The organism is Nocardia arthritidis, from assembly GCF_011801145.1.
In the GTDB taxonomy this organism is placed as follows: domain Bacteria; phylum Actinomycetota; class Actinomycetes; order Mycobacteriales; family Mycobacteriaceae; genus Nocardia; species Nocardia arthritidis_A.
In genome coordinates this window covers 8,087,740-8,113,237 of the sequence record NZ_CP046172.1, presented here as the reverse complement: position 1 = coordinate 8,113,237, position 25,498 = coordinate 8,087,740, and the positions used below count along the sequence as shown (strand labels likewise).

Genomic DNA, 25,498 nt, shown 5'->3' with positions numbered 1-25,498 from the left:
TTGGCCGCAGTATGCCACCGTCACTGTTGCTCTTGCAGCGGTTTGGCCCAGGTACGCCCCTATAGCCGGATTACAGCCCGTGGCCGTCGTCGCCGTGCAGCACCCGATGCGCGAGTTGCTCCAGAGCCGCCGAGAAGGGCTGCTCGGGGCGGAATTTCGCGCGGGCCGCGGCGACGTCCAGTTCCACCAGATAGCGGTTGATCCCCGCGCCCGCGGCGTTCCCGGCGGCCGCCGCATTGATCACCTGGGCGAAGAAATCGGCGACGTTGCCGGCGGCGAATACGCCGGGCACGCTGGTCGCGCCGAGGGAATCGACTGTGACATAACCGGTTTCGTCGATATCGCAGCCGATCGCGCGCAGCAGTTCGTCGTGCGGGGTCATCCGCGGCGTGACGAACAGCGCCCGCCTCGGCACCGCCCGCCCATCGGTGAGTTCCAGCCCGCGCAGCCGGTCCTCGACGGTGACCACCCGTGCCACCTCGCCGTCGACGACCCGGATATCGCGGGCCGCCAGCGAATTCCGATGCTCTCCGGTCAGCTCGAGGCCGCCGGGGAAGTAGACCAGATCGTTCGACCACTGCCGGATCAGCTGGGCGTGTGCCACGGAAAGATCCGGATCGCCGCCACCGAGCAGACCGATCGGTTGGTCGCGGACCTCGAATCCGTGGCAGTACGGGCAGTGCAGTACATCCTTGCCCCAGCGTTCGCGCAGGCCGGGGATGTCGGGCAGTTCGTCGCGCAGGCCGGTGCTCACCAGCACCGCGCGCGTCACCAGATCGGCGCCGTCGTCGAGCCCGATCACGAAACCGGGCTCTTCGCCACGCCAGCTCAGCGATATCGCGCGGCCGTCGAGCAGTTTCGCGCCGTAGCCCGACGCCTCGGCCCGGCCGAGCAGCAATAGTTCGGCGGGCGGCATGCCGTCGCGGGTGAGGAAGGCGTGCACCTGTTCGGCCGGTGCGTTACGCGGTGAATCATCGTCCACCACAACGATTTTGCGCCCAGCCCGGCCGAGGGCGACGGCCGCGCTCAATCCGGCGGCGCCACCGCCGATGAGCACCGCGTCCCACACTTCGCCGTTCGTCTCGTTCGATCTCATGGCAGCGAGAGTGCGTCGGGGTGGGCGAAACCGTCGAGGTTTGTTGCCGTTTCCGGGAACGCCGGTTCAGCGGGCCAGCGGTCCGGCCTCCCGATACGGCCGTACCGCGGCCGAACCGAGGAATTCGGTGATCAGGCCGGTGATTCGCTCGGGATCCTCCACCATCGGCAGATGGCCGCAATCCGACAGCACCGCGCTGGACTGCGGGCGCAGCGTATCCGCCAGGCGCGCACCGGCCGCGGCCGAGAGGATGCGGTTCTGCTTACCCCAGATCATGCAGCGCGGCGGAAAATCCGCTGTGGGAGTGAAGGTGTCGAGCTCGCGATAGTTCGGGAAATCCTGTACCAGCCCGTGCAGCGCGCGCAGCCGCCCGCGATCGCCCCAGTGCGCGGTGAGCCGCGGCGAATGTCGCAGCCCGCGCTGCCTGCCGCGAACACCCAACTGCTCGTTGATGATTCGCGAGACAACCGGACCGGGCAGAGCGAGCCGGTCGGCCAGCGGTCCGAGCGGCAGCCGGGCGTCGGCCCAGGCCAGTGGCCCACAACGGCCGCCGGACACGGTATTCCAGGTGAGCGGGTTGATCAGCACCAGCGCCCGCACGTTGTCCGGGTGGGTCATCGCGTAGCGCAGCGAGGTGGCCGCGCCGAGACAGTTACCGATCAGCACCACATCGGTATGGCCGCCCGCCGCGAGGAATGCCTCCAGCAGCCGCGCGTAATCGGTCAGCCGGTAGCCGTCGGCGGGCCGCTCCGATTCGCCGTAGCCGGGCAGATCCAGCGCGAACACCTCATAGGAGCGGCGCAGCACGGTGACCTGATCGTCCCAGATGTGCCGCTGGGTCCCCGCGTTGTGCAGTAGGACGAGCGGTGGCCCGTCGCCCCATCGGTCGTAGACGACGGCGCGGCCGCGATGATGAAATATCGGCACGATGGCTCCCCTCGCCGGCGTTCGACTTTGAGACGCCCGCACCACCACGGTAGCCCGCGCTGTCAAACCTCGATCGCCGTGCGCACCACCTTCCCGGTGGCGTTCCTGGTCAGCGGGGTGGTGGTGAGGCGCCAGCGGGCAGGCACCTTGTAGTAGGCCAGTCGCTCGGCGGTGAATTCGCGCAGCTCGGACTCGGTGGTCGCGGATTCGTTCTCGACGACGACCAGGGCGGCCACCAGCTGGCCCAGATCGTCGTCGGGCACGCCGATCACCGCGCATTCGTGCACCGCCGGATGATCCTCCAGCACCTGTTCGATCTCGACCGGGTAGACGTTCTCCCCGCCGCGCAGGATGAGATCCGAGCGGCGGCCGGACAGCCGCAGCCTGCCGTCGGCGATGATGCCGATATCGCCGGTGCGCAGCCAGCGGTCGGGGGTGATCGCCGCGGCGGTCGCGGCCGGATCGTTCCAGTAGCCGAGCATGACATACGGGCCGCGCACCCAGATCTCGCCCTCGACGCCGTCCGGCGCCGGTTCGCCGTGCTCGTCGCGGATCTGCACGGTCGCGCCGATCACCGGACGCCCGACGGTATCCGGGAAGGCGGCCAGCTCCGCCGGACTGGTGATGGTGGCCGCGGTACTGCATTCGGTCATGCCGTAGCTGGTGACGAGCACGGTGCGCGCCACCGGAATTCGCTCGCGCAGCCGCCGCTGCAACGCCGCCGAGGACGGCGCCGAGTTCAGCGACATCGCGGCCATCGACGACAGGTCGTAGCGGTCGAGGTCCGCGCCGAGCAGCCGGGTGGCCATGGTAGGCATCGCGCCCCAGTGCGTGATCCGCTCCCGCTCGATCAGCCCGAGCACCCGATCCGCGTCGAACGCACCCTGATACAGCACGGCCGCGTCACCGCTCAACACCCGTGGCACCACCCCGTTGTGCAGGCTGGCGATGTGGAACAGCGGCGAGGTGAGCAGGTAGCGCCTGCCGCTCGGCAGTTCGGTGCGGCCGGCCATACCCGCGGCCAGCGCATCGTTGAAGCGGTGATATTCGACCACCGCCAACAGATTTCGCTGGGAATGCACCGCACCCTTCGGACGTCCGCTGGTGCCGCTGGTGTACATGACGACGGCCGGATCATCCTCGGCCACCGGCGTTTCCGGCAGTTCGGCGCCGGTGTACTCGGCGATGAGCCTGGGAATATCGTGCTCCATGGTGAGCACCGGAATCCGCGTTTCCAGCTTCGCGAGGAGTGCGGCGCGCTTGGTGTCGACGACCAACACCGCGGGCTCGGTATGTCCGATGCCGTATGCGATTTCGCGCGGCGCCCACCAGGCGTTGTAGCCGACGGCGATCGCGCCGAGCGTCTGCGCCGCCCAGAAGGCCAGCACCCACTCGGGCGTATTGGCGGCGAGAATGCCGATGCGGTCGCCCTTTTCGATGCCGTACCGGTCGCGCAGCCCGGTGGCCAGCGCCGCCACGGCCGCGACGTGCTCGGTGAAGGAGATGCGGCGGTCCTCGGTCACCAGGTAGTCGTTGTCGCCCCAAGTCAGCGAGGCTCGAAGGACCTCGGTGAGCGAACGCCGCCGGTTGCGCATGAGCGGGGTCGGCGCGCCGAGCACCTCTTCGACGGTCAACTCGAACGGGCCGCCGGGCCCGGTGAGCCTGCCCGCCACCTCGGCGGTGAGTGCTTGCAGATCAACCTGTTTCGTCATCGTCGAACTCCTTGCCACACCGGTATCGCTTAACCGTCCTACCGTTCGCATTCGGTCGCCGGGCAATTTCCGCGTCATATCGGCATCACCGGCGCCGCTCGTCATGGGATCAACACCGCACGGCCGGTGATCTCCCCGCGCTCCAGGCGTTCGAATGCGGCGGGCCCGTCGGCCAGATCGAATTGCTCGACCTCGACGGTGATCTTGCCCGCCCGCGCGAGCGCGACCGCTTCGACGAGATCGGATTTGGTGCCGCCGTAGGACTTCCGCACCGTCGCACCCCACGGTAGACCGGGTCCGCCCGCCGGGACCGCTGCGATCTCGGAGACGCCCCCGCCCAGCCCGACCATCCGGTAAGCACCGTTGGGCGCAACCGATTCCACCGCGAGCCGCACCGTCGCGTCGACGCCGACGAAGTCGAATACCGCCTCCGCGCCACGACCATCGGTGCGGTCCAGGATGTATCGCACGGCGTCGGCATCGCTGCGCACACATTCGTCCGCGCCGTAGTTCGCGGCGAGGAACAGCTTCTTCGCGTCGACATCCACCGCGATGATCCTGGCTGTGGTGGTGGCCGAAAGTATCTGCACCGCAACATGTCCGAGCCCGCCGATGCCGATGACCACGGCCGTCGACCCGGGCCGCAGCTGTTCGCGCGCACCCTCGATGGCGTGGTAGCTGGTCAGTGCCGCGTCCGCCAGCGGGGCGGCCTGCGGGAAGTCCAGGTCGCCGATCGGCACGAACGAATTCGCCGGAATCCGAATGTATTCCGCCATACCGCCGTCGGGACCGAGGCCGGGGCACGGCGGCATCGCACCGCGTCCGGCGGCAAGGCAGACGTTCTCGTTGCCGCCCACGCATTCCCGGCACTGTCCGCAGGACCAGCACAGGTACACCAGCCCGCGCTCGCCGACGGTCCGTCCGGTGACGGCGCTGCCCACCGCATCAATGGTGCCCGCCACCTCGTGACCGAGGGTGAGTGGGTCATCGCGCATCCGGACCGGCAGTCCCAGCGCATACAGATCCGAATGACAGATCCCCGCCGCGCCCACCCGCAGCAACAGGTCGGCCGGGCCGATCTCGGGCACCGGAACCTCGCGCAGCTCTAGGGTGCCGGGTGCGGTCAATTGCAGCGCGCGCATCATGCCGCCGCCTCGGCCGCGGCGAGGGTGGCCCGCAGATACGCATCCGCCCGCGCCGACCCGACGAGTCCGGGTTCCATCCGATTCATGGTGTAGGCGAAGGTGATTCGCCGGTCCAGATCGTTGACCACCATGGCGCCGCCGTAGCCCGCCCACCAGCAGACCCGCCCGTCCGGCACCGCGGGCGCGGTCTGCGGCTGTGGCAATCCGTAGCCGATGCCGAAGCGCAGCGGCAGCAGCAGCGCCAGGTCGACACCGTTGGACTGCTCCTCGAAAATCAGGTCGATCGTCTTGTCCGACAGGAATTTTCGTCCGTCGAGCACACCGCCGCAGGAGATCACGGACTGCACCCGCGCCACCGATCTGGCGTTGCCGTGCCCGTTCACCGCGCCGTTCTCGGCCTGCTGCCATGCGGGCGTCGCGGTTTCGGCCACGTCGAGCAGCGGGCAGGTGAGCGTTTTGACCAGGACGCTGTCCTGGTCGAGCGCCGAAAGATCGAATTCCGGTGTCGGCGGCGGGATCAGCGGCGCGATGCGGTGCCGATATTCGGGCCCGGTGCCGATGTGGAAGTCGGCGCCGAGCGGCCTGGCCAACTCCTCGGCGAAGAATCGGCCCAGCGAGCGTCCGGTGATCCGCTCGATCACCGTGCCGATGAGATGGCCGTAGTTGAGCGCGTGATATCCGGACGCCGTGCCGGGCTCCCACCACGGCGGTTGCGCGGCGAGCCGGGCCGCGGCGGCCGCGGTGTCGTAGATATCGGCGAGCGCGATCGGCGGCTGCCAGCCGGACACACCTGAGGTGTGGCTCAACAGATGCCGGATCTCGATACCGCCCTTGCCGTTCGCGGCGAATTCGGGCCAGTAGTGCGCCACCTTCTGACGCACGTCCAGCTCACCGCGGTCGACGAGCAGCAGCGCGCAGAGTGCCGTCATGGTCTTGGTGATGGAGAAGACGTTGGTGAGCGTATCCGCGGTCCACGGCTCGGTGCGTTCCCGGTCGCGGTGCCCACCCCACAGATCGACGACGCGCTCGCCGTCCACCGTCACGCAGACCGATGCGCCCACCTCCGCGCCCGATGCCAGCTGACCCGCCAATTCCGTTCGCACGCCGGTGAATTCGTCGGCACAGTAACCCTCGACAGACATCGCGGACCTCATACTCTGGCCAGCGCGGGCACGGGTAGGGCGTATCCGGCCGCGGCGGCGCGTTTCGCGCCGCGGGCCAACTCCCGCTTCAGATCCCGCACATACGGTTCGAATTCCGTTTGGATGGTATGTCGCGGCGAGTCGTAATACCGTCCGATACGGCGGTTTTCGGCGGCCCGGATGGCGGCGGTCATCTCGGCGTCGGTGGGCAGCCGGTACTTTCCCGTGAGATAGGCGGCGACGAACTTACTCTGCTGCTCGGCGAAGTTCACCAGCGTCGGCAGCGGCTGGGCCAGCCCCATGAAGAACAGGTCCGGATATCCGGGCTTCACCATCTGCTTGAACAGCGGAAAGCGATTCTCGTTGTCCGGCAACAGATTCGGGTCGGTGAAGAACGGGAAGCTGATGCGGTACCCGGTGGCGCAGACGATCACGTCCACCGCCTCGGCGCTGCCGTCGGCGAAGCGCACCAGCGGCCCCTCCAGCGCCGTGATGGCCGGTTTGAACGCGATATCGCCGCAACCCGCCCGGTGCAGAAATTCCTCGCTGGCCGACGGATGCGCCTCGAACGGGCGATGATCCGGTTTCGGCAGACCGTAGAACTCCATCTCGCCGCGGAATTTCCGGACGAACCGCTGCTTGAGCCGCAGCGCAACCCTGCGCGGAATCCACTGCGGCACACTCTGTTTGTCACCGACCCGGCCGTTGACGTACTTCGGCAACACCCATACCCCGCGCCGCGCCGATACGGTCAGCTTCGCGGCGACGAACCGCTGTGACAGTTCCGAGGCGATATCCAACCCGGAATTGCCCATGCCGACCACGACGATGCGCTTGCCGCGCATATCGACGGGGTCGAACGGGTCGTTGTAGGCGTGGCTGTGCAGCAGCACGCCGTCGAATTCGCCCGGATAGTCCGGTATCCGGGGATCCCAGTGGTGTCCGTTCGCCACGATCAGCGCGTCGTAGTCGCGGGACGTCCCGTCGGCGGTGTGCACCAGCCAGCCGCCGCCGGACCCGCGTTCGGCGTGAACAACCTTGGTGTTGAACAGGATTCGGTCGCGCAGGCCGAAATGGTCGACATAGTCCCGGAAATACCGGAACAGCTGGGAGTGATGCGGGAAGTCCGGCCACGACGCGGGCACCGGATAGTCCTCGAAGGCCAAGCGCCACTTGCTCGTATCGATGTGCAGCGACTGGTAGCAGGCCGACATGCCGTTCGGATTCTTGAAATACCAGTTGCCGCCGACCTCGTCGGAGGCCTCGAAGCAGTCGAACGGAATTCCGTGATCCCGCAGGCGTTTCGCGGTGGTGATCCCGGACGGTCCCGCGCCGATGACGGCGACCCGGGGGAGTGCGTGTGAAGTCATGCGGTTGTCCTCGTCTGTGACTTGGGCAACAAAATAGCAGTCGATAGACTGTATGTCTAGTGACTGGCATTGTGTCTATCGAAGGTTGAGTCATAGACTTGTGCACCGGAAGCCGCAGGACGGCAACGCTTTTCGTCGACGAGAAATGAGGCTGCCCGTGAAGGCCCCGAATGCGCGGCAGACGCCGACGCTGCGCGATGAGCAGAAATCGCAGACCAGGGCCCGGCTGCTGGATGCCGCCAAGGAACTGTTCACCGCCCGCGGCTACGCGGCGGTGCGGGTGGACGAGATCGCCGCGGCGGCCGGCGCCAGCCGCGCCACCTTCTACCTGCATTTCACCAGCAAGCTGGAGGTGTTGCGGGCGGTGGCCGAAGAGGGCACCGCGCCCAGCGCGCGGCACTTCTACCAGGACCTGGACCGGGTGCTCGACACCGGCTCCCGCGCCGAATTCGTCGCCTGGATGACCCGCGCCATCGCCTGGTTCCACGAATACAAGGACCTGCTGCCCGCCTGGGACGAGGCGACGGCACTGGAACCGGAATTCCGCGAGATCGCCCGCCGCGGCATCATGTCCCTGCCCGAATCCATGACCTCATACCTGTCCCGCTGGCCCGAGGCGCGCCGGGACGAGGCACGGCTGCGGGTGGAATTGCTGGTGGCCCAGTTGGAACGGTTCTTCACCCGTTGGGCCATGCAGGGCACCATCGACGTCACCGCCGAACAGGCCGCCGAGGTGCTCGGCGATATCTGGTATCCGGCGTTGCAGTCGCCGCGAGATCAGCCGGGCAGCGCGTAATGCCCCTGTTTGCCATAGGGGCCCGTGATGGTGACGAGGGTGAACACCCCGTTGATCGGGTTGCTCAGATCCAGTTCGACCTCGACGGCCTGGCGTTTGTCGGCCGCGCAGTCCGGGACGCACAGGTTCCGGTCGTCGGTGCCGCGGCCGTGCGCGGACGCGTCATCCCAGCTGTCCCAGGTGATCCCGGTGATGAAATGGTTGGGATCGGCGCAGGTGATCGGGATGTCCGCCGGGCGAACCCTGGCCCGGGATACGCAGTTCAGCACCGCGGTGGTGCCGGAGCGCGGCACGTCGGCCCGGACCTGATGTAGGACGCAGCCCGCCGTACCGGTCAGCGCGGGGACGGCGATCACCGAGACGGCGACGGCACGGCGGAACAGACGCATCGAACTCCTCCTCGCGATTTGTCGAAGTGGATCGGCGAGGAATGTAGCGGATAGTTCGCTGACTTGTGGGTAAACGCGCGCGACTGCCGGTCACGAACATCGATCGGCCTCCCAGTCGGTGAAAGTGTCGGTGCCTTGCGGCATCATCGGTGCACGCAGCCATCGAACGAAACCGCAACGAAAACCGCTCGGAGTGCCCCATGCCGTCGCCAAGAACGAAGCCACGCCCGTTGTCCGACACAGAGATTCAGCAGATCGCCACGCAAATCGCCGATGGCCGCCCACCCATGGTGTGGTTCACCGCGGCAGCGGTCGGGGTCCCGGAGGGCCGCTCCGGCAAGGTGATCGCGCTCGGCGACCCGTCCGACGGCGACTTCCTGCAGGTGCGGCCGACCGGCTCGAAGGATGTACTGTCCTTTTCTCCGACCGAAGTGACGTTGACCAAGCCGCCGCGGGCGGCCGCGCCGAAGGCAGGCGCATCGAAAGCACAGCAATCCACAGCCCAGCCGAAGTCGACAACAAGGAAGGAATCCACCGTGACCCAGCCGTCGACCCTGCCGAGCACGCCCATCGAGAGCCAGGTCCGCCCGGATCTGGACACCCCGCCGATCGTGCCGAAACCCGTTCCGGCACAGCCAGATCCGGCAGACGAGAAGGCCGCCCCGAAGCCGGCCGCCAAGGCGGCGAAGGCGCCCGCCGCACGCGCCGCCAAGGCGAAGACGCCGGAGGTGACCATTACCCTCACCGGCACCGCCGACGGCGAATGGTCCGTCGATGTGGTGAGCGGTAAGAAGCGGGCCGTGCGCGGACTTGCCGTGCAGGGTTCCGCGGTGGCCCAGGCGGCCAAACTGCTGCATCCGGAAGTGGCCGATGTGGTTTCGGGCGTGCTGGAGGCCGCGCGCGGCGCCCAGCGCGCGAAAGTGGAACAGCTGCAGGCCGAATTGGAGGCGGCGCGCAAACTGCTCGACGAACTCGACGACTGAGCGGTTCAGACCGCCGTCTCCCGGCGCCAGATGCGGCGCCCGGAGTCGGCGGTCGGCGGGGCGTGTCTGATGTCCTCGTGGAAGGAGTAGCCGAGCGAAAACTCCTTCGCGTGATACATGGCCGAATCCGCGTCCCGGATCAGGTCGTAGACGGTGGCGTCCGAGCTGCGCGGGCTGCCACAGGCGAGGCCGATGCTGGCGGTGATCGGGATTTCGCCCGCGCTGAGTTCGAACGGTCGCACGAAGGCGGCGAGCAACCGTTCGGCAAGCAGCGCCGCCCCCGGCCGATCCAGCGGCGCGAGCACGACGAATTCGTCACCGCCGTACCGGGATACCATCGCGTCGCGCTGGATCACCCGCCGAATCCTGGAGGCCGCGTTGGCGATCAGCTCGTCACCGACCGCATGCCCGTAGCTGTCGTTGACCATCTTGAACCCGTCGAGGTCGATGAACAGCAGGCACAGCGGCTGATCGGCGCCGGGCTCTTCCGTCGTCCGCCACGGCTCGCGGTGCCGGTTGAGCGCGCGCAGCAGGGCCGACCGGTTCAGCAGTCCGGTCAGCATGTCGTGGTCGGCCTGATACTGCGCGCGGCGCTCGCTGCGGGCGCTGCGCGCGATCGCCCGTTCGCTGCGCACCAGCACACCGATCAACAACAGCGCGAACAGCGTCGACACCACCACCCGGTCCAGCGGAGCCAGGCGCGCGCCGACCACAGGCACCAGCGAGGCCACGATCAGCGCGACCGCGATGACGCTCGCCCGCTGCCGGGAACGATGCGGGTGGATGCGCCGCGGCTCGCCGAGGGCATTCATCGTCGGATGCAGTGCGGCCAAACCGACCACCGTGTACGCGAGCAGCAGCGGGGCTAGTAGCAGCTCCTTCCGGATCACCGCGGTGCCAACGGTTTCCAGGCTGGAGCCGAAATCGCCGACCAGCACCGCGAACAGGCCGAGGTGCAGCAGGCGCAGCGAGGTCTCCGAACGGGCCGAGGTGGCGACCGAATGCGCGATCAGCGTCAGCAGCAGCGCGTCGCACACCGGATAGACGGCCGCGACCACGGTGGACAGCGTTGTCGCATGCGTGCGCAGGATCGGTGAGATGAGGAAGGTCCAGGAGGCGAGCAGCGCGCTGAGCCCGATCAGCGCGGAATCCAGCAGCATGTCGTAGTTGCCGCGCACCTGGCGCGGCCGCAGCCAGATCAGCGCGGCCAGGCCGAATCCGGCGTATCCGCCGAGGGTGAACGCGTCGTCGAGCAGGTGTACGGCATGACCGCCGGTGTCGCGCAACACCGTTCCGGTGGCGAGTGAAAGCGCCGCGACCGGAAGCAGGCACCACGGCAGCGGCCGCGCGGGCCGGTGCCGCCGCACGCCGATCGCGATCATGGTCAGCATGGCGCCGAGTACCGCGAGCGTCGTCAGCAGCGAGACCAGCGGCGACGCGGCGAACAGCTCGAGTCCGATCGCGGCCGCGCTTCCCCCCAGAAGCAGTGCGTAGCATCGTCTTCCGATGTTCGGCAGGCTCGTCGGCTCGCTTTCGGTCTCTGTCATCAGCCCCCCTCGGTCGCTCCGTCCCCTGTGCACCGCGCTGTGTAGGACATCTGTGCTGTGTAGTACATCTGTGAATCCGTCACTGCGACTTCGACATTCGATTGCTCATCAGGCGCCGATCGAACCGTGCGGGCCGATGAGAACCGAGCGTTGTTGTCCGAGCGGATGTTCCGATCGGACGCGGCTCGTTCGGCCACGGAAAACTGGACAACTGATCTGATCATGGCACGAACAGCCGTCCCCTGTCCCGCGCTCGGCGCAACAGGGATGCGACCCGCGCAGTGAATCGCATTGCGGGCCGTATGCTCAGGGTAGCGCGTCGCGCGGGGTGCGGGCACGGCGCGGTGAGTTACGCTGGTGCGCAGTCGAATCAAGTCGAGTTCACCCACCTTTCCGGACGTGCCGAATCCACGTCGAGCGCGGTCGAGTGAGCTGCCGCGATCCGGGCGTCCGGTATGGCGGAAAACCGGTGCGCGGGTTGCCATCAGGCCGCTGCGCGCGGTGGTGTGAATCATAGTTGCCCACCCGATTGCGGAACCCCGTTTTGCAGGTTGATCTTGCGGTTAATTCTGCGGCGGTCCGGCCGGTCGGTCGTTTACCGAAAGTCGTGCTGGCGCGGCATGTCTCGGGTCATCAGCGGCTCTCGTAGGGTGGGCCGGTGCAGACATGGGTGGCGCCAGGGCGGGTCAACATCATCGGTGAACACACCGATTACAGCGACGGCTACGTGTTGCCTATCGCGTTGCCGCTGGTGGTGAGGTGTGCCGCCGAGGCGACCAGCGACGGCTTCGCTCAAGTGAGTTCGCGCCAGCGGCCCGGAGCGCCGGTTCGGGCCGCGCTCACCGAATTGGCCGCGCAACGCGACCGGCTGCCCGATTGGGCACGGTATCCGCTCGGCGTCGTCGCCGAATTCGTGCGGCGCGGCCTGCCGATCGCCGGGGTGGAACTCATGCTCGACGGTGCGGTGCCGATCGGAGCGGGTCTGTCGTCATCGGCCGCGCTGTCCTGTTCGGTGGCGATCGCGCTGCGAGATCTGTTCGCGCCCAAGCTGTCCGACCGCGAGCTGATCGATATGGCGCGCGCCGCCGAGAACGACTACGCGGGCGCGCCGACCGGCGTGCTCGACCAGTCGGCCGCGATCCTGTGCACGGCCGGGCATGCGCTATTCCTCGACGTGCGCCGATTCGCCGGCGCCGAAACCGGATCCGCGTACCAGCAGATCCCCTTCGACCTCGCCCGATTCGGTCTCGAGCTGCTGGTGATCGATACGGGACAGCCGCATCGTCTGGTGGACGGCGGATACGCCGAGCGGCGGGCGCAGTGCGAGGCCGCTGCTGCCGCACTCGGGGTGCCCGCACTGCGCGATGCCGATCCGGCCGCCGTCGAGCGGATCGGCGATCCGGTGCTGCGGCGGCGCGCCCGGCACGTGGTCGGCGAGAACCGGCGGGTGCTCGCGGTCGTCGAAAAGCTGCGCGCCGGTGCGGATCCGCGCGAGATCGGGCCGCTGCTGACCGCGACGCACGACTCGCTGCGCGACGATTTCGAGGTGTCTACGCCCGCCCTGGACACCGCGGTCGCCACCGCACTCGCCGCGGGCGCGCACGGCGCGCGCATGGTCGGCGGCGGATTCGGCGGCAGCGCCATCGCGCTCACCGACCGCGAACGAACCGCGACCGTCGCTTCATCGATACGAGAAGCGTTCGCACGCAACGGTTTCGAAGAACCGCGCACGTTCGTGGTCGTCCCGTCAGCGGGTGCGCACCGGATCGATTGAATCGGCGAATCGATCGAAACGGTCGGGTTCAATGCCCGATTTCGCCTCCTCGTTGCGGCACAATCACGCACAGTGAGCGGTAGCGCGCGGTCGTGCGGTCGCTGCCGCCGCACCGCGGTACCCCCGGAGGATCCAGGAGGAAAGCTGTGCTCACCCGCCCCGCCGACTTCATCGGGCTCGACGCCCCTGTGCCGCTTGCCGATTCACCCCTGCTCGCCCAGTCCACCCTGCGGCTGGATGCGGCGCCGGTCGACTATGCCCTGGTCGCACTGTATTTCGTCTTCGTAATCGGCATCGGTCTGCTGGCCAGGCAGCGGGTCTCGTCGAGTATCGACTTCTTCCTTTCCGGCAGGTCACTTCCCGCCTGGGTGACCGGTCTCGCCTTCATCTCCGCCAACCTCGGCGCGGTCGAGATCATGGGCATGTCCGCCAACGGCGCCCAATACGGCTTCCCGACCTTCCATTACTTCTGGATCGGCGCGGTGCCCGCCATGCTGTTCCTCGGCGTGGTGATGATGCCGTTCTATTACGGCTCCAAGGTGCGCAGCGTGCCCGAGTTCATGCGCAGGCGGTTCGGCACCGGCGCGCATCTGGTGAACGCGTTGAGCTTCGCCATCGCGCAGGTCCTCATCGCGGGCGTGAATCTGTACCTGCTCGGATCGATCGTGAACGTGCTGCTCGGCTGGCCGCTGTGGGTGTCGGTGATCGTCGCCGCGGTGATCGTGCTGTCCTATATCACCCTCGGCGGACTCTCGGCCGCCATCTACAACGAGGTGCTGCAGTTCTTCGTCATCGTCGCCGCGCTGCTGCCGCTCACCCTGGTGGGTCTGCACAAGATCGGCGGCTGGGACGGCTTGCGCGACAAGGTGACTCACTCGCCGGGCGGGTCCGCGCAACTGGAGTCGTGGCCGGGTAATGCGCTCAGCGGATTCTCCAATAATTTCCTTTCGGTGATCGGGATTGTGTTCGGGCTCGGATTCGTACTGTCCTTCGGGTACTGGACCACCAACTTCGTCGAGGTGCAGCGGGCCATGGCGACCCATTCGATCTCGGCGGCCCGCCGCACCCCGATCATCGGCGCCTACCCGAAGATGTTCATACCGTTGATCGTGGTGATTCCCGGCATGATCAGCGCCGCGCTGGTGCCGCAGATGATCGAGTACAAGGCCGCGGAATCGGCCGGCGGGAAAACCGGTGACACCACCTACAACCAGGCGCTGCTCTATCTGATGAAGGATGTGCTGCCGAACGGTTTGCTCGGCGTCGGGCTCGCCGGTCTGCTCGCCGCGTTCATGGCCGGGATGGCCGCCAATATCTCCGCGTTCAATACGGTTTTCAGCTACGACCTGTGGCAGCAGTACGTCAAGAAGGACCGGCCCGACGGCTACTACCTGACGGTCGGGCGGCTCGCCACCGTCGGCGCGACCACGGTCGCGATCCTGACCTCCTTCATCGCGTCGGAATTTCAGAACATGATGGACTACCTGCAAACGCTGTTCAGCTTCTTCAACGCGCCCCTTTTCGCCACCTTCATCCTCGGCATGTTCTGGAAGAAGATGACGCCCGCGGCCGGTTGGATCGGCCTGATCAGCGGAACCGGTTCGGCCATCATCGTTTTCGTCCTGCACAGGGCGGATGTGTTCCACCTGTCCGGGCAGGGTTCCAGTTTCGTCGCGGCGGGTGTCGCATTCGTGGTCGATATCGTGGTGAGCGTGCTCGTCACACAGGTGAGCACCCCGAAACCGGCCGCCGAACTCGTCGGCCTCGTCTACTCCGAAACCCCGAAATCCCAGCGCACCGACCCGGAGGCCGAAACGCTGCCCTGGTATCAGCGGCCCGTTCTGCTCGCCGGCATCGCCCTCGTCCTGGTCATCGCCCTCAACATCTTCGTCGGATAAGGGGATCCGCCAATGCTTTTCGACATCCGCACCATCGTCGCCGCCCTCCTCGGCCTCTACGGCATCATCCTCGTCATCACCGACCTGCTCTCCGACGCCGCCAAGGAAAAAGCCAAAACCGGCGGCGTCGATATCAACCTCTGGTCCGGCCTCGCCATGATCGCCGTCGCCCTGGTCTTCCTGGCCTGGACCCTGCTCCGCCCGGTAGTCCCACCCGAACCCGAAACCCCACCCGCCGAGGAGGATTCGGACGACGTCGCGTAAAAGCTTGCCGCCGAGCTGAATTCGGCAGTTATGAGCAGAATTCGGCTCGGCGGCAAGTCATCGGAGATTTACAAGATATCGGCGATCTTCTCAGTAGTAAATTGCTAGTTCAATATTGGAACATGTCGTCGGTGTTCAGTTGGATTCCTTTATCCCGGTGAACAGGTCGTCGACGGTCTTGGCAGTGATGGAGCGCCTGAACCACTCACGGAGCAGGTCAATATCTCGGCAGGCCGAGACTTTGGAGCGGTCGGCGGCTGAGATGGAGATGCCACGAATCTCCAGGCTTTCGAGGATATGCTGCACCGCTGCCTCCTTGCGGCCTTCCTCGCGGATAGCTTGGGCGGTGGGTCCCTGGAACCAGGACGGATCGACGGACACGAGTTGCCTCCAAGGGTTGAGGGCCGGGGTGCCGACCAGGCCGCGTTCGATAGGGTTCGCGATGCTAGGCGAACACGTCGGAGATGGTGTTGGCAATGCCGGAGCGCTCGAGCCACCTGTCGAGCAGGTTGCCGTCTCGGCAGGTCAATATCTTCGATCGATCGTTGGCAGGTGTGGTGACGCCGCGAACCTCCAGGATGCGGAGGATGTGCTGTTGCGTTCTGCGCACCGCCTCCTCCTCGCGTATAGCTTGGGCGGTGGGTCCCTGGAACCAGGACGGATCGACGGACACGAGTTGCCTCCAAAGGTTGAGGGCCGGGGTGCCGACCAGGCCGCGTTCGATAAGTTCGATGGTGATTTGTTTGTCGGGGTCTTCGAGACTCAGGACGGCCGTGGCCACCGGTTTCATTATCTCATCGACCACTGTCTCGTAAGCGTGCGTGATGACCGACAATGCGGCAAGCGGTATATAGGCCATCGCTGTTTCGAGGTCGGTAATGACGGGGACGTTGTCCGGCCCGAGGGCCAGCGGCTCCACGGTGAGGCTTGTCCAGCCGGGTGGGCCGAGCTTCAACGGTCCTCGTGCCCAGCTTGCGACCTTCGGGCACTGGCAGACCACCAGCAGCACCACCGGTAAGTCGTACTTCGCGTGCAGGAAGGACAGGTAGTAGGCCCAGGACACCGGCTTGTCGGCCTTCTTTTTGCCCTGCGCCTCGACCAACAACAGGAACGTGCTGTTGGCGGTACGGATGCGCAAGATCGTGTCGGCTCGGCGCTCCAGTGGCTCGGTTTCCGTCAGATCCGTTGAGAGCAGGTCCGTTTCGAGTGGGTCGTCGAAGGGGAGGCCCAGCGCTCGGAACGCGTGGGCGAAGACGCCTGGGTTCCGCTTGAATAGCTCGTGCATCGCTTCGTGTCTGGCAGTAACCATGCGGCCCAACGTAATTCGAAATCGTCGAAAACCTGTTCGATGCTAAAAGTTTGCTCGGTCAGCGTCGGCGTTTCTCGCGACTCGCCAGCAAATGTCGCACGAAACGCCGAAAAGTTGGACGGTGGTACGGATCGCGGGGGAGAAGTCTTGGGCGGCAGCGGTTTCGGGCGAAGCGATTAGTGTCGAGGACATGATCGACCGCAGGGAAGACGGCTACGAGATCGACATGGACGAAGGCCGCATCGATGTGGCGCTGGTGCATCACTGGTTGTCCACCGACGCGTTCTGGGCGCTCGGGCGCGACCGAGAGACCGTCGAACGGTCGATGGCGGGTTCGCTGAATTTCGGTATCTACGACGGACTCGGTAATCAGGTCGCCTACGCCCGGGTCGTCACCGATCTGGCGACCTTCGCGTGGCTGTGTGATGTGTATGTCGACCGTGCCCACCGCGGGTTCGGGCTCGGGGTGTGGCTGGCATCCGCCGTCCGCGACCATCTCGCACCGTACCGGCTGAAGCGGGTGCTGCTGTCCACCCTCGACGCCCACGAGCTGTACGAGAAGGTCGGTTTCGTGCCCTTTCCCGATCCGGAGAAACTCATGATCCTCGCCCAGGAAGATGGCGCCGGCGCAATGTAATTCGACTGAAATCGGCCGCACCTAGCCTTCGAATCTCCGTCGGTGCCCGGGATCGGGACCGGTTCGACAACAAGGAGTTTCACGTGCTTCGTACCATTGCCGCGGCCGGCCTCGTCATCGCCGCCGGTGCCGCAACAGTGTCGGGGGCGGGCGCCGCGAACGCCGCGCCGAATTACGATCTCTGCACGGAGTCGCAATACGTCACCAGCCTTTTCACGGATCTGTTCGAACACACCCCGCCGGTGGATCGCGCGGGCGCCGCCGCCCGCGCCCAGACCTTCGCGGCAAGCGCGCCCGCCGAAATAGAGCTCGACTCGCTGATCGAGGCATATGCGGAAACGGCGGTATTGAACGGTGCACCAAGCGATCTCGTGCTGCGCACCGATCCGGTCTTCCAGGCCTGGGGTGACGTCATGGACTGGCACACCGACCACTGCCTCTGATGGAACAAACCCCGCCCGGCTGCTGAGCCGAGCGGGGTTCGATTGTGCCGCAAGGGCTCAACGCATCACTTGGCCTTGTTCGGCATCGGCGAATTGATCGTGCTGAAGTACTGCACCGCGGCGGCGATGGCCACCGGCGCGGTGATGACGAACTGGGCGGCGATGGCGCCGAGTGGTGCGGCGATGACGGCGCCGGCGAGGCAGCCGACGACGGCGGCGGGCAGGAACGGGCCGAATAGTCCGACGATGGTGCCGAGCGCGGCGACCGCGCCGAGCGAGCCGCCCAGGACGCAGCCGACGGCCGCGCCGCCGATGCCGCCGACGATGGCGGCAATGGATGCGCCGAGGCTGACGGTGCCGGTCATCCGGCTCCAGGCATCCTTCTCCCGGTCGTACGGCGTCTTCCAGGGGGCGGTGTCCTCGAAGGGCAGCGCGACCGGCTTGTAGGCGGCATGCGCCATATCCAGTTGCGGGGTGAGAGTGGCGGTGTGACCGGAAATGGTTGCGGCGATGGGGAATTCGAAGTCATCGAGGCGGAATTTCAGCGGCGTGCCCGCGAGCACCGCACCGTTTCCGTCCTTGACCTTGAATACCCCGTCCTCGACAACCATTGTGCCGGAATCGGTTTCGATGATGCTCGCACCGTCCGCGGTGCGAGCCGTCACACCGATGCCCCGGCTTTCGTTGATTTCGGCGGAGCTCGCGCCCGCGGCAACGCCGACCGCGATGCTCATGAACGCGGCGGCCAGGGCGAACTTCGTGATCTTCATACTCGAGATGTTCCTTAGTACTTGCTGAGGGCATGGCGGGACAACGGCCATCCTGCTCAGTCGGTCAGACGTCCAGGTAAAGGGAAGTTATAACTGTGTAAAAGAATTGATTAAACCGAGCGCAACCTGCCCGCTATCCCGATGACCACATCGACGGCGACGAACCCGAGCAGGCTCAGCCCGACGAGCGGAACGAACCACCCGACCACGAGCGCGGCCGCCACCAGCGGCAGTGCCAGCCACCACGCCGACTGCCGGATCGCGCCGCGGCGCGGCGCCCGACCGAGCGCGAGGCGCGCCCCGGTCCGCATCGGCCGCCGCTGCCACCACATCCGGTAGCCGAGCACGATCACGACGATCAGCCCGATCATGGCGGCGAGCAACAGCAACTGGTTGGCCAACCCGAACATCAGACCCATATGGAACTGGATGCCCCAGTTGGTCAACTTGGCCATCAGCGACCACTGCGCGTACGGCAGCCGATCGGTGACCACGCCGGTCAACCCGTTCACCGCGATCGCGTCGACCGTGTACGTGCCGGGCATGCGCCGTTCCTTCACCGCGAAGGCCTGATCCGCCTTGGCCGGCACGCTGATCTCGACGGGCTGGGTGACCCCGTTCGCCCGCGCGACCGCGTACACCGTGGTGAGCTGGGCGATCCGCGCCGCGGGATCGGCGGGCGCGGTCGCGGTGGCGGCGCCGTGCTCGGCATGCTCGCCGCCCGAATGCGCAACGGACCCTTGGCTTCCCGGCAGTTTCGTACTCACCGACGGAGTGGTCCAGCTCAGCTGCTTGCGCAGTTCGGCGATATTGTCGCCCGCATAGGTGGACCAGGTCATGCCGGTCACCGAGATGATCAACAGCAGCGGCAACACCCAAATACCAACGGCGCCATGCCAGTTGAGCGACTTACCGCGACCGCCCTGTGAACGATCCGGCGTCAGCAGCCATTTGGCGGAGTTGCGGTTGCGGCGGCCGCGCACCCGGCGCCACCACAGCACCAGTCCGGCCAGCGCGATAATCCACAGCCAAGATGCGGCCATCTCGCTGTAGATGCGGCCGGGCTCACCGAGATGCAGGTCCCGGTGCAGGTGATCGATCCAGGTGCGCAGCGGCAACGCGCCCGAACTGCCGTAGACGACGGATTCGCCGACCGGTTGTGCGGTATAGGGATTCACGAATACCGCGCGCCGCTCACCTTCGCCGAGCGTGGTGTCGCCGAAGATCACCCGGGTGGTCTGCCCGGCCTCCGGCGCGGGCGCGACGGCGACGAGCGGCAGGTCCGGCCGCTCCCGCACTGCCGCCGAAACCTGCTCGGACAAGGGCTTTTCCGGCCCCGACCCGTCGACGTACAGCAGGTCGTGCGACACGATCCGCTCCAGCGTCGGCGCGATGGCGTAGAGCGCGCCGGTGACGGCGGCGATGAGGATGAACGGCGCGACGAAGATTCCGGCGTAGAAGTGCAGCCGCATCGCCAGCGCGTAGAGCCCATTTCCCGGGCGCTTGCGTTGTGCGGATTCCGTTGGCGGCGTGGGTATTTCGGTGGACGGCGGACTCAGGTCCTCGGTAATGCTCATATCTGTTCGTTTCTCGGAGTCGATGGAACCCCGGATGCCGCTGAACAGGCCGATCTGCCTGACGTGGTCTCAGCCGACCTGTGCGGCGAACGATGCCGAACCCCCATGCGGCAGCGCACAATCGCGCCGTGAAACCAGCGACCACACGAGTCGCGAGACCCGTGTGTCCGGGAATGAAATATCAGAGACGAACAGAGATCGGCGGCCCGCGGGTCCGCAGCGTTTCCGCGGCGAAGATCCGCAGGATGACCCGGTCGCGATGCGCGGACCGCAGCGACGCCGGACCGATGACGGCGGGTGGGTGGTACCGCAGCGGCAACACCCGCGACAGCACCGCGCACCCGATCCGGTACGCGGCCTCCGCGCCGCGAATCAAAACGGCGGCGACAACGGCCGCCACCAGGTGTGCGGTAAGCATGGCGGGTGTCAGCTGCGCATCGCCGTGATGCATATGCCCCGAGCTGAAACCCATGGTGAGGTGGCCGAGCAGTTGCCCGCCGACCAGCGCGGCGACCAGCCCGACCGAGGTGTCACGCAGCGGCGCGAGCCCGGCGACCAGCGCCCCGATCACCGCCGCCGCGGCGGTGAGCAGAGCGAAGGTGGTGCCGTCCGGTGCCATGCCACCGGAGGCCCACCCATGTGCCGCAACGGATATCGCTCCCGAGGTCGTTCCGGCGGCCGCGCCGCGCAGCCGCGCCGTCGCGCCGCGCTGCGCCGCAACCGCGCGGCCGACCTGGAAACTCACGCGCTGATGATAGCCGAAGGATTACCGACTCTCAGTCGGCGTCGATTCGCATCTCCATGAGCGGTTTGCGGAGCAGTTTGCCGGTGGCATTGCGCGGCAGTTCGTCCAGGAAGATCACCTCGCGCGGCACCTTGTACCTGGCCAGGTTCGCCTTGACGTAATCCTTGATCTCCTGCGGATCCCGCTTGGAATCGGGTCCGGGAACAACGAATGCGCGCAGCCGTTTTCCGAATTCGCGGTCGTCGACGCCGACCACCGCGGCCTCGAAGATGTCCTCGCGGCCCGCGATCAGGTTCTCCACCTCCAGCGGGAAGACGTTCTCGCCGCCGGAGACGATCATGTCGTCGTCGCGGCCGTCGATGTAGAGCAGCCCGTCCTCGTCGAAGTGCCCGACGTCACCGCTGGACATCATGCCGTCGACGGTCTCCTTGGTGCGCCCGTCGGTGTATCCGCTGAAGGCGAAGCCGTTGTCGACGAAGATCGTGCCGGTGACATTCGGCGCAGTGATCGGCTTGCGGTTCTCGTCGAGCAGCACGATCCGGATGCCGACGGGTGCGCGGCCCGCGGTGGTGGGCGCCTTGCGCAGATCCGCCGGGGTCGCCACGGTCATCACCGCACATTCGGTGGAGCCGTACAGGTTGTAGAGGCTGTCGTTGAAGTGGTCGAGTGTCCGGGTGACCACGTCGGGCGCGATCGCCGAGCCGGCCGCGAAGATCACCTTGATGCTGCTCACGTCGTACTTGGCCAGGACCGTCTCGTCCAGATCCAGGATGCGCTGCAGCATCGTCGGCACCACCACCAGCGAATCCGCCCGGTACTCGGCGATATTCGCGAGGGTCTGCTCCGGGTTGAACCGGCGTTGCTGGAAGATCACCCGATTGCCGAGCGCGAGGCCGAGGGTGAATTGGGAAAGCCCGGTGCCGTGGAAGATCGGCGCGGCCATGATCATGGTGCCGTTGTTGGGCAGCGGCACCCGGTCGACGAACTGGGCCGAGGCGAACGGGCTCACCTTGTCCCGCGGCGCACCCTTCGGCGTGCCGGTGGTGCCGCTGGTCAGGATGACCATGCCGCCCGGCTTATCGGGCGCGGGCAGGGGAGCGGCGGACTGTCCGGCGATCAGCGATTCGATGGTCTCGATCGACGGGTCGGCATTGTCCTTTTCGTCCACCCAGGTGAGCACCCGCGGGATCTCGGCGGGGATGGCGCTCATCAGATCGATGAATTCGCTGTCGTGCAGCACGGCCTTGACGTTCTCGCGCTTGGCGACATCGGCGAACTGGGGTTTGGCGAAGCCGGTGTTCATCAGCACCGCGCGCACACCGAGTTTGCCGGTGGCGACCAGGCTCAGCACCATGCCGCGATGGTCGCGGGCCAGCAGCGCGATCACGTCGCCGGGCTTGATTCCCTGCGCCTGCAAACCGCGGGCCAACGCATTGGACTGCTCGTTGAGCTGACCGAAGGTCAGCTCGCCGCGCTCGTCGACGATGGCTCCGGCGTGTGGCCTGGTCTGCGCGGCGTGCATGACGACACCGGCGAACGGCCCGAATTTGAGCATGTTGAACGCGGAACGCATCGCGTGATCGGGCCGGAGCGGGTTGAACAACCGCCGCTTGACCATGACGTTGACGCTGGAGGCGAGATCGCCCGCCTTGCGGACCGAGTCATTCAGCGCAGGGAAGGACAAAGACATCGATGACAACCTTCCGCGGTCCACCCGCCGGGACTCGGGTGATTCGGACCGCAACTTCGAGATCCAGTGCTGCTGCTAACAATAGCAAGCGTTAGTGAAACCGATGTGTCTCGCATCTCACTCCGGACCGACCCGGCCTGTGCGGAGAGCAAATATCAGGACACCTCGTACTCCACCAGCGCCCTGCGCAGCAGCTTGCCCGTGGCATTGCGCGGCAGATCGTCGAGGAAGACCACCTCGCGCGGCACCTTGTACCTCGCCAGATTGTCCTTGACGTAGGTCTTGATCTCCTCGCCGTCCGGCGACTGTCCCGGTTCGGGTACGACGAACGCGCGCAGGCGTTTGCCGAATTCGGCGTCGTCCACCCCGACCACGGCGGCGTCGAAGATGTCCGGCCGCTCCAGCAGCAGGTTCTCCACCTCCTGCGGGAAGACGTTCTCGCCGCCGGAGACGATCATGTCGTCGTCGCGGCCGTCGACCATGAGCAGGCCGTGCTCGTTGATATGCCCGACATCGCCGCTGGACATATAGCCGTCGATGATCTGCTTGTGCCGTCCGTCGGTGTAGCCCTCGAAGGGTGCGCCGCTGCGCACGAAGATCCGTCCGGTGGTGTTGCGCGTGGTGATCCGGCGGTCCTGGTCGTCGTAGAGGCGGATCTCGCAGGTGATCGGCGCACGGCCCGCGGTGCCGGGGGTGAGGGCCAGATCCTCGGGCGTCGCGACCGTGGCCACCGCGCATTCGGTCGAGCCGTACAGGTTGTAGAGCACCGGCCCGAATACCTTCGTCGCCTTGACGCACAGCTCGGGTGACAGGGCCGATCCGGCCAGCAGGATGCACTTCAACGAGGAGGTGTCGTATTTCGCGCGGATCGCCGGATCCAATTCGACGATCCGGTGCAGCATCGTCGGCACCGCGACCAGCATTTCCGCCCGGTGGTCGGCCACCATTCGCAGCGTGGCCTCGGCGTCGAATCGCCTGCGCACCACCGTCTTGTTGCCGAGTGCGAGGGCGACCAGCCAGGTGCCGAGCCCGGTGCTGTGGAACAGTGGTGAGACGATCACCTGAGTTCCTTTGTGCGGGAACGCGATTCGGTCCACCATCTGGGCGGTGCTGAGTGGGGTCACCTTGCTGCGCGGCGCGCCCTTCGGCAGGCCGGTGGTGCCGCTGGTCAGGATGACGAACCCGCCCGGCTTACTCGGCGCGGGCAGTTCCTCGGTCGAATTCCCGGCGATCAGATCGTCGAGCGTCTGCGCGCCGCTCGGCAGCTCGACGCCCTCGTCCACCCAGGTCAGGTAGCGCGGCATACCCGTCGGCAGCGCATCGAGCAGGCCGAGGAATTCGCTGTCGTGCAGCACCGCCCGCACCTTCTCCCGCGCGCACACCTCGGCGAACTGCGGTTTGGCGAATCCGGTGTTCATCAGCGCGATTCGCGCCCCGAGTTTGCCCGCCGCGATCATCGTCAGCGCCAGGCCGCGATGGTCGCGGGCCAGCAGGCCGATCACGGTGCCCTCGGTGATACCCGCCGCGCGCAGGCCGCGGGCGACCGCGGTGGACTGCTCGTCGAGCTGCCGGTAGGTGAGCTCACCGCGCTCGTCGACCAGCGCGGGCGCGTGCGGGATGACCCGGGCGGAATGCCTGGTCAGCGTGGCGGACGGACCGAGAACCTGCGATTCCCGCACGGTTCGCAATGTCTCCAACGGTTTCGTGGGGTCGGTGACCCCCCTCGCTCGGAGAACACCCAGCGCCTTGACCGCCTCGAGCGCGTGCGCCACCTTCATGTCGAACACCTCCACCAGGACTACGGAACCTCACCGTAGCAGTGGGTAGTGTCGCGTATCACAGACTCCCGGTGACAGATACCTAGGCGAGCGACGGAAACGGTTGTGCGGCCTCGATTTCGTACGCGATCTCCAGCAGCGTGCGCTCGTCACCGTAGGCGGCCGACAGCTGGATGCCGATCGGAACACCGCTTTCGGCCAGACCCATCGGCAGCGAGATCGCCGGCGTGCCCGCGACATTGTTCAGCGGCGTGAAGCCGACATAGCTGAACAGGCGTTCCAGCAATTCATCGAAATCGACTGTGGGGCTGAGGTATCCGAGCTTAGGGGTGATATGCGTCAGCACCGGCGACAGCACCAGTTCGTGCCTGGCGAACATGCGAGCGTATGCCTCGCCGGTGCGGCGCAGCCGCAGCAGCGCACCCGGCGTGCGGTGCATCGCGGCGCGGTGCCGGGCGCGCAGGCCGCGGGTCAACCCGTCGAGTTCGGCCGTATCGAAGGAGCGGTCGAGCACGAATCGGCCCGCGGACGCGGCCATATCGGCGAGCAGCGCCCACAGTTGCAGGAAATCGTCGGCCCACTGCTTGGTCACCGGCAGCGCCATCGGTTCGACGCGATGTCCGGCCCGCTCCAGCAGCGACGCGGCGCGCAGCACGGCGGCCCTGGTCTGCTCGTCGGTCGGCGCACCGGTGATGCTGTCGGTGATCAGGCCGATCCGCAGCCTGCGCCGGGCCGGGCCGTCGACCCGGCCGATCGGCGGCAGCGCCGGATTGCGCCGATAGTCCTCGATGGCCGCGAGGTAGGCGGCGGTATCGCGGACGGTGCGGGTGAGCACGCCCTCGGACACGATATTGATCGGCATGGTGCGGGCCGCCTCGCCGTCGACATGTCTGCCTCGGCTCGGTTTCAGCCCGACGAGTCCGGTGCACGCGGCGGGGATGCGGATCGAGCCGCCGCCGTCGTTGGCGTGCGCGATCGGGACGACGCCCGCCGCGACCAGCGCCGCCGAACCGCCCGATGAGGCGCCGACGGAATAGTCGGTGTTCCACGGGTTGTGCGTCGGCGCCTCGGACATGAATTCCGTTGTGGGACTGAAGCCGAACTCGGGCAGCCGGGTTTTGCCGAGCACGGTGAGTCCGGTGCTGCGCAGCTGTTTGGCGTACGCGCCGTCGCGGTGGGCGGGTCCGGCGCGGAACGCGGCGGTGCCGTGATTGGTCGGCAGTCCGCGGATATCGGTGTTGTCCTTGACGAAGGTCGGGACGCCGTACAGCGCGCCGTCCTTGTCGTCGGCGTAACGCGGGCGGTCGAATGCGGCGTGGGCGATGGCGTGCAGTTCCGGGTCGACCAGCGCGGCGCGGGCGGCCGCCGCCGCGGCCAACTCCTCCGGCGTCGTCGCGCCGGTGCGGACCGCCTCGGCGAGGGCCACCGCGTCACCGCGGCCCATGGCGTCATCGGCGAAGGCATTCAGTCGCATGTACCGAGCGTAGGTCGAATTCCATACGGCGG

23 protein-coding genes are annotated in these 25,498 nt (G+C 66.9%); 7 read left to right on the top strand and 16 right to left on the bottom strand.

Annotated features, from left to right (window positions below):
- Positions 1–70: 70 nt before the first annotated feature.
- The 6 genes from F5544_RS36615 to F5544_RS36590 form a co-directional block, all read right to left on the bottom strand.
- Complete coding sequence (locus F5544_RS36615; protein WP_167477405.1) at positions 71–1,096, bottom strand: NAD(P)/FAD-dependent oxidoreductase; 1,026 nt, start codon at positions 1,094–1,096, stop codon at positions 71–73.
- Between the two features lie 66 nt (positions 1,097–1,162).
- Positions 1,163–2,023: an alpha/beta fold hydrolase gene (locus tag F5544_RS36610; RefSeq protein WP_167477404.1), complete on the bottom strand. Its 861-nt coding sequence runs from the start codon at positions 2,021–2,023 to the stop codon at positions 1,163–1,165.
- Positions 2,024–2,085: 62 nt separating this feature from the next.
- Positions 2,086–3,735, bottom strand: a complete 1,650-nt coding sequence (locus F5544_RS36605; RefSeq protein WP_167477403.1) for a class I adenylate-forming enzyme family protein — start codon at positions 3,733–3,735, stop codon at positions 2,086–2,088.
- A 101-nt stretch (positions 3,736–3,836) separates the two neighbouring features.
- Positions 3,837–4,877, bottom strand: coding sequence for an NAD(P)-dependent alcohol dehydrogenase (locus F5544_RS36600; RefSeq protein ID WP_167479713.1), 1,041 nt, complete (start codon positions 4,875–4,877; stop codon positions 3,837–3,839).
- On the bottom strand, positions 4,877–6,022 hold the full coding sequence (locus F5544_RS36595) for a serine hydrolase domain-containing protein (RefSeq protein WP_167477402.1): 1,146 nt from the start codon (positions 6,020–6,022) through the stop codon (positions 4,877–4,879). Before F5544_RS36595 ends, F5544_RS36600 begins: the two co-directional genes overlap by 1 nt.
- Before the next feature lie 8 nt (positions 6,023–6,030).
- Positions 6,031–7,392 (bottom strand): flavin-containing monooxygenase, encoded by a 1,362-nt coding sequence (locus F5544_RS36590; RefSeq protein ID WP_167477401.1) that lies wholly within the window; start codon positions 7,390–7,392, stop codon positions 6,031–6,033.
- A gap of 145 nt (positions 7,393–7,537) precedes the next feature.
- On the opposite strand from F5544_RS36590, the gene F5544_RS36585 reads away from it, so the two are divergent.
- Complete coding sequence (locus F5544_RS36585; protein ID WP_167477400.1) at positions 7,538–8,188, top strand: TetR/AcrR family transcriptional regulator; 651 nt, start codon at positions 7,538–7,540, stop codon at positions 8,186–8,188.
- On the opposite strand, the gene F5544_RS36580 is transcribed toward F5544_RS36585, so the two are convergent.
- Positions 8,170–8,577 (bottom strand): hypothetical protein, encoded by a 408-nt coding sequence (locus F5544_RS36580; protein ID WP_167477399.1) that lies wholly within the window; start codon positions 8,575–8,577, stop codon positions 8,170–8,172. The two genes, F5544_RS36585 and F5544_RS36580, sit on opposite strands and share 19 nt — an antisense overlap.
- Positions 8,578–8,807: 230 nt before the next feature.
- Here F5544_RS36580 and F5544_RS36575 point away from each other — a divergent pair, with 230 nt between their 5' ends.
- Entirely contained in the window at positions 8,808–9,560 is a 753-nt protein-coding gene (locus F5544_RS36575; RefSeq protein WP_238846842.1) for a DUF6319 family protein, read from the top strand.
- Positions 9,561–9,565: 5 nt separating this feature from the next.
- On the opposite strand, the gene F5544_RS36570 is transcribed toward F5544_RS36575, so the two are convergent.
- Positions 9,566–11,107 (bottom strand): GGDEF domain-containing protein, encoded by a 1,542-nt coding sequence (locus F5544_RS36570; RefSeq protein WP_167477397.1) that lies wholly within the window; start codon positions 11,105–11,107, stop codon positions 9,566–9,568.
- A gap of 658 nt (positions 11,108–11,765) precedes the next feature.
- Between F5544_RS36570 and galK the strand changes: the two genes are divergently transcribed.
- From galK to F5544_RS36555, 3 genes are all read left to right on the top strand, one after another.
- On the top strand, positions 11,766–12,881 hold the full coding sequence (gene galK / locus F5544_RS36565) for a galactokinase (RefSeq protein ID WP_167477396.1): 1,116 nt from the start codon (positions 11,766–11,768) through the stop codon (positions 12,879–12,881).
- A gap of 188 nt (positions 12,882–13,069) precedes the next feature.
- Positions 13,070–14,779, top strand: a complete 1,710-nt coding sequence (locus F5544_RS36560) for a sodium:solute symporter family protein (protein ID WP_428847199.1) — start codon at positions 13,070–13,072, stop codon at positions 14,777–14,779.
- Between the two features lie 12 nt (positions 14,780–14,791).
- Positions 14,792–15,043, top strand: coding sequence for a hypothetical protein (locus F5544_RS36555; RefSeq protein WP_167477395.1), 252 nt, complete (start codon positions 14,792–14,794; stop codon positions 15,041–15,043).
- 135 nt (positions 15,044–15,178) lie between these two features.
- On the opposite strand, the gene F5544_RS36550 is transcribed toward F5544_RS36555, so the two are convergent.
- Positions 15,179–15,424 carry a hypothetical protein gene (locus tag F5544_RS36550; protein ID WP_167477394.1) on the bottom strand — a complete coding sequence of 82 codons (246 nt, stop codon included), beginning with the start codon at positions 15,422–15,424 and terminating at the stop codon, positions 15,179–15,181.
- Positions 15,425–15,488: 64 nt separating this feature from the next.
- Positions 15,489–16,352 carry a hypothetical protein gene (locus F5544_RS36545; protein WP_167477393.1) on the bottom strand — a complete coding sequence of 288 codons (864 nt, stop codon included), beginning with the start codon at positions 16,350–16,352 and terminating at the stop codon, positions 15,489–15,491.
- A 190-nt stretch (positions 16,353–16,542) separates the two neighbouring features.
- On the opposite strand from F5544_RS36545, the gene F5544_RS36540 reads away from it, so the two are divergent.
- Positions 16,543–16,989 (top strand): GNAT family N-acetyltransferase, encoded by a 447-nt coding sequence (locus F5544_RS36540; protein ID WP_167477392.1) that lies wholly within the window; start codon positions 16,543–16,545, stop codon positions 16,987–16,989.
- A gap of 83 nt (positions 16,990–17,072) precedes the next feature.
- Positions 17,073–17,432, top strand: a complete 360-nt coding sequence (locus F5544_RS36535) for a hypothetical protein (RefSeq protein WP_167477391.1) — start codon at positions 17,073–17,075, stop codon at positions 17,430–17,432.
- A 65-nt stretch (positions 17,433–17,497) separates the two neighbouring features.
- Here F5544_RS36535 and F5544_RS36530 read toward each other — a convergent pair whose 3' ends face one another.
- The 6 genes from F5544_RS36530 to F5544_RS36505 all read right to left on the bottom strand — a co-directional run bounded on the left by F5544_RS36530 (position 17,498) and on the right by F5544_RS36505 (position 25,466).
- Entirely contained in the window at positions 17,498–18,202 is a 705-nt protein-coding gene (locus F5544_RS36530; RefSeq protein ID WP_167477390.1) for a hypothetical protein, read from the bottom strand.
- Positions 18,203–18,312: 110 nt separating this feature from the next.
- The gene (locus F5544_RS36525) at positions 18,313–19,779 is read right to left on the bottom strand and encodes a PepSY-associated TM helix domain-containing protein (protein ID WP_167477389.1); all 1,467 of its coding nucleotides are present in this window, start codon (positions 19,777–19,779) and stop codon (positions 18,313–18,315) included.
- 181 nt (positions 19,780–19,960) lie between these two features.
- Complete coding sequence (locus F5544_RS36520; RefSeq protein ID WP_167477388.1) at positions 19,961–20,524, bottom strand: hypothetical protein; 564 nt, start codon at positions 20,522–20,524, stop codon at positions 19,961–19,963.
- A gap of 31 nt (positions 20,525–20,555) precedes the next feature.
- Positions 20,556–22,214, bottom strand: coding sequence for an acyl-CoA synthetase (locus tag F5544_RS36515; protein ID WP_167477387.1), 1,659 nt, complete (start codon positions 22,212–22,214; stop codon positions 20,556–20,558).
- 155 nt (positions 22,215–22,369) lie between these two features.
- On the bottom strand, positions 22,370–23,992 hold the full coding sequence (locus F5544_RS36510; protein ID WP_167477386.1) for an acyl-CoA synthetase: 1,623 nt from the start codon (positions 23,990–23,992) through the stop codon (positions 22,370–22,372).
- Positions 23,993–24,074: 82 nt separating this feature from the next.
- On the bottom strand, positions 24,075–25,466 hold the full coding sequence (locus F5544_RS36505; protein WP_167477385.1) for an amidase: 1,392 nt from the start codon (positions 25,464–25,466) through the stop codon (positions 24,075–24,077).
- Positions 25,467–25,498: the final 32 nt, after the last annotated feature.

What these genes read in the sequence shown, in the direction of transcription:
- F5544_RS36585 (WP_167477400.1), top strand. Translation starts at nt 7,538, where the DNA reads ATGAGGCTGCCCGTGAAGGCCCCGAATGCGCGGCAGACGCCGACGCTG.
- F5544_RS36505 (WP_167477385.1), bottom strand. Translation starts at nt 25,466, where the DNA reads ATGCGACTGAATGCCTTCGCCGATGACGCCATGGGCCGCGGTGACGCG.
- F5544_RS36530 (WP_167477390.1), bottom strand. Translation starts at nt 18,202, where the DNA reads ATGAAGATCACGAAGTTCGCCCTGGCCGCCGCGTTCATGAGCATCGCG.
- F5544_RS36570 (WP_167477397.1), bottom strand. Translation starts at nt 11,107, where the DNA reads ATGACAGAGACCGAAAGCGAGCCGACGAGCCTGCCGAACATCGGAAGA.
- F5544_RS36590 (WP_167477401.1), bottom strand. Translation starts at nt 7,392, where the DNA reads ATGACTTCACACGCACTCCCCCGGGTCGCCGTCATCGGCGCGGGACCG.
- F5544_RS36600 (WP_167479713.1), bottom strand. Translation starts at nt 4,877, where the DNA reads ATGCGCGCGCTGCAATTGACCGCACCCGGCACCCTAGAGCTGCGCGAG.
- F5544_RS36615 (WP_167477405.1), bottom strand. Translation starts at nt 1,096, where the DNA reads ATGAGATCGAACGAGACGAACGGCGAAGTGTGGGACGCGGTGCTCATC.
- F5544_RS36510 (WP_167477386.1), bottom strand. Translation starts at nt 23,992, where the DNA reads ATGAAGGTGGCGCACGCGCTCGAGGCGGTCAAGGCGCTGGGTGTTCTC.
- F5544_RS36545 (WP_167477393.1), bottom strand. Translation starts at nt 16,352, where the DNA reads ATGGTTACTGCCAGACACGAAGCGATGCACGAGCTATTCAAGCGGAAC.
- F5544_RS36595 (WP_167477402.1), bottom strand. Translation starts at nt 6,022, where the DNA reads ATGTCTGTCGAGGGTTACTGTGCCGACGAATTCACCGGCGTGCGAACG.
- F5544_RS36580 (WP_167477399.1), bottom strand. Translation starts at nt 8,577, where the DNA reads ATGCGTCTGTTCCGCCGTGCCGTCGCCGTCTCGGTGATCGCCGTCCCC.
- F5544_RS36515 (WP_167477387.1), bottom strand. Translation starts at nt 22,214, where the DNA reads ATGTCTTTGTCCTTCCCTGCGCTGAATGACTCGGTCCGCAAGGCGGGC.
- F5544_RS36605 (WP_167477403.1), bottom strand. Translation starts at nt 3,735, where the DNA reads ATGACGAAACAGGTTGATCTGCAAGCACTCACCGCCGAGGTGGCGGGC.
- F5544_RS36525 (WP_167477389.1), bottom strand. Translation starts at nt 19,779, where the DNA reads ATGAGCATTACCGAGGACCTGAGTCCGCCGTCCACCGAAATACCCACG.
- F5544_RS36555 (WP_167477395.1), top strand. Translation starts at nt 14,792, where the DNA reads ATGCTTTTCGACATCCGCACCATCGTCGCCGCCCTCCTCGGCCTCTAC.
- F5544_RS36540 (WP_167477392.1), top strand. Translation starts at nt 16,543, where the DNA reads ATGATCGACCGCAGGGAAGACGGCTACGAGATCGACATGGACGAAGGC.